This is a genomic window from Phyllobacterium sp. P5_D12, from assembly GCF_054049495.1.
In genome coordinates this window covers 1-3258 of sequence record NZ_JBFUMG010000501.1, presented here as the reverse complement: position 1 = coordinate 3258, position 3258 = coordinate 1, and the positions used below count along the sequence as shown (strand labels likewise).

Sequence of the window (3258 nt, the reverse complement as noted above, 5' to 3'; positions counted from 1 at the left end):
GCCCATATAGAACCAGGTACCATCGGCCCTGATCTCCATATCGAGATCGCCGCAAAAATCGGGATTCCATTTATCGACGGGTGGCAGGCCCTTGCCCGGTGCAGCGGCACGCGAGATCAGCGCTTCGAGCCCTGGTGCATATCTTAGAGTGTCCTCTGCTCCTGCCATGGCCTGCCTTTTTTCCTTATACGTCACGAAATAGTCAACGTTGGGCCGCTTGTCAGCATGTCATAGTGACTTAGAGTCGTTTTACGTTAGAGTCATTTAAGTGAGAGTCTGTGCAGATACCAGCGGTGAGGTGACCAATGACCATGATTAAACCCGAGGTACCGTCCGATCCCAAGGCAATGATTGCCGAGGCTGAGAAAGCGCTGGCAGACATCTCAAGGATAAAGACCGGCATCGGCACTGTCATCTTTGGACAGGAGAGTGTCATCGAGCGAACGTTGGTGGCGCTGCTAGCCGGTGGACATGCGCTTCTTGTCGGCGTCCCGGGCCTGGCAAAGACAAAGCTGGTGGAAACACTGGGGACTGTTCTCGGTCTTGATGACCGCCGCATTCAATTCACGCCGGACCTTATGCCTTCTGATATCCTAGGCTCTGAAGTCATGGAACAGGATGACAATGGCAAACGTTATTTCCGCTATGTCAGAGGCCCTATTTTTGCTCAATTGCTCATGGCGGACGAAATAAATCGCGCCTCACCTCGGACACAGTCGGCGCTCTTGCAGGCCATGCAGGAGTACCACGTTACGATTGCAGGCGAGCGGCACGATTTACCACAACCGTTTCATGTATTGGCAACGCAGAACCCACTTGAACAGGAAGGGACCTATCCGCTGCCGGAGGCGCAGCTCGATCGGTTTTTGATGCAGATCGATATTCTCTACCCGGAACTTGAAGCAGAACGCAGGGTGCTACTAGAGACCACCGGTATTTCAGATGTTAGAGCGGAAAAGACAATCGATGCGGAGCGCCTGCGCGACATGCAGCATCTCATCCGCCGGATGCCGGTACCGGAAGGTGTGGTCGATGCCATTCTCAAGCTTGTTCGCTCCGCTCGTCCGGGTGCCGATAACGACATTGCAAGGAAATTCATCTCCTGGGGCCCCGGCCCTCGCGCCAGCCAAGCCTTGATGCTCTGCGCTCGGGCACGCGCACTCTATGACGGCCGGCTTGCTCCATCGGTAGACGACGTAAAGGCTCTTGCAGAACCAGTATTGCAACACCGGATGGCGTTGACATTTGCTGCGCGCGCGGACGGTATGAATGTACGCGACGTTATTGGCAACCTTACAAAAGTTGCTTTCTAATGGCAGCAATTGGCGCGCAGGTAACACGGGCTGACACAGGGGATGCGCTTGCGCGTGCCCGCCAGCGTGCCGCTCTGCTACCAGACCTACTCGTCGAAGCGCGTCGTATTCTCAATACCGTCAACACCGGCTGGCATGGCCGGCGGAAAAGCGGCGTTGGCGAAACTTTCTGGCAATTTCGGCCCTACGCTCAGGGTGAGGCCATTTCCCGTATCGACTGGCGCCGCTCTGCCCGCGATGATCGTACCTATATYCGCGATCAGGAATGGGAAGCAGCTCATACGGTGTGGTTATGGGCCGATCCTTCGCCCTCCATGCTCTACAAGTCCGAACAAGCCCACGTGTCGAAAGAATCGCGCGCCCTGGTACTCGTGCTGGCACTGGACGAACTTTTATCACGCAGTGGTGAGCGGATCGGCTTCCCCGGCGTGGCGGACCCTATATCCGCTCGAAACGGTGCGGAACGCCTCGCAACTCTACTCGCCCACACGACGAACCTGCCTGCCAAGCCTGATCTGAGCAGAGTGCGGCGCTTTTCCGATGTAGTTTTAGTCAGTGATTTTCTAGAGCCCGTGGAAGAGACAGTGGCTCTTCTTCAACAACTCGTTCAAGCTGGCGCCCGTGCGCACCTGATAGAGGTCTATGATCCAGCCGAAGAAGATTTTCCCTACAAACGGCGCACCGAATTCATTGATCCCGAAACCGGCGCGTCTCTTACGTTCGGGCGCGCAGAGGACTACGCCGAAGACTATCGCCGATTGTTCTACGCGCGCCGCGAGGTCCTCAGTGATTTCTGCCGGCGGGTTGGCTGGAGTTACACCACCAATCGTACCGATCGCCTGGCCTCCGACGCGCTCGTATCGGTTCACATGAACATGACCGCCAATATTGGCTACGAGGGGAACCGCGCATGAATGCACTCCCCTTAACCTTTGGTGCGCCTGCCATCCTTGCCGGACTCATCGTTCTTCCAGTCATCTGGTGGCTTTTGCGGGTGACGCCTCCCCGTCCTGTCACGGAAATATTCCCCCCGCTGAAAATCCTTGCTCAACTCCTCAAAAAGGAAGAGACACCCAACAAAAGCCCTTGGTGGTTAACGCTCTTGCGACTATTGCTCGCGGCTTTCGTTATTCTCGCGCTGGCGGAACCTGTATGGAATCCCCGAGCTGAAACGCTGACGGGCAAGGACCCGGTCGCAATAGTCCTCGACAATGGCTGGTCGTCGAATGAGGAATGGAGTTCCCGCAAGGATACCGCTGAACGGTTGATTTCCGATGCAGAGAACTCCGGAGCCCTGATCTACATTCTGGGTACGGCCGAAAAGGCCAATACCGATATCGGACCGTTCGACGCCAACGCCGCACTAGAACGACTCCGGGCTATGTCCGTGCGCCCAATCCCCGTCGACCGGCCGGCCGCGTTTGCGCGGTTGAAAACGGCGATTGCGAACGTTTCCGGCATGAGGCTTGCCTATCTCAACGATGGCGTCGACACGCCACAGGCTGCGGAAGCAGTCAAGTCGCTCGAAGGTTCAGGTATCGCATCCATAATCTGGTACCAACCATCGATAACGTCTCTGGTGGCTCTTCGTCAGGCCGTCAACAACGCGAATGGTCTGACTGTTCGTGCGGTACGGCCAAGCAATGATCGCGGCCAGAACGGAATTACAATAGGCGCATTTGACGAAAAAGGCCGGCGTATAGCTGAAACCGGTTTGGTCTTTGCCGCAGGTGAGAGCAGCGGCGAAGCTGTCATCAACGCGCCTTACGAATTGCGCAATGACTTCCACACATTGCGGGTCGACGGCGCTGCGCAGGCGGGAGCCACCTACCTCATTGACGACAACAACAAGCGAAGGCGCGTAGCGTTACTTTCCGGTTCTGACGCAGACCTTTCACAACCGCTGCTCTCGCCGCTCTACTATATATCACGTGCGCTCGAGCCG

The 3258-nt window shown here is 56.5% G+C and carries 4 protein-coding genes; 3 read left to right on the top strand and 1 reads right to left on the bottom strand.

What is annotated here, in order from left to right:
- The coding region (locus ACXJ5O_RS22500) for a DUF1285 domain-containing protein (protein ID WP_457301838.1) at positions 1-168 on the bottom strand (168 nt) is incomplete at its 3' end.
- A 137-nt stretch (positions 169-305) separates the two neighbouring features.
- Between ACXJ5O_RS22500 and ACXJ5O_RS22495 the strand changes: the two genes are divergently transcribed.
- The 3 genes from ACXJ5O_RS22495 to ACXJ5O_RS22485 all read left to right on the top strand — a co-directional run.
- Entirely contained in the window at positions 306-1313 is a 1008-nt protein-coding gene (locus tag ACXJ5O_RS22495) for an AAA family ATPase (RefSeq protein WP_457301837.1), read from the top strand.
- Positions 1313-2227 (top strand): DUF58 domain-containing protein, encoded by a 915-nt coding sequence (locus tag ACXJ5O_RS22490; RefSeq protein ID WP_457301836.1) that lies wholly within the window; start codon positions 1313-1315, stop codon positions 2225-2227. The genes ACXJ5O_RS22495 and ACXJ5O_RS22490 overlap by 1 nt, the downstream gene beginning before the upstream one ends.
- The coding region (locus ACXJ5O_RS22485) for a BatA domain-containing protein (protein ID WP_457301835.1) at positions 2224-3258 on the top strand (1035 nt) is incomplete at its 3' end. The genes ACXJ5O_RS22490 and ACXJ5O_RS22485, both read left to right, overlap by 4 nt.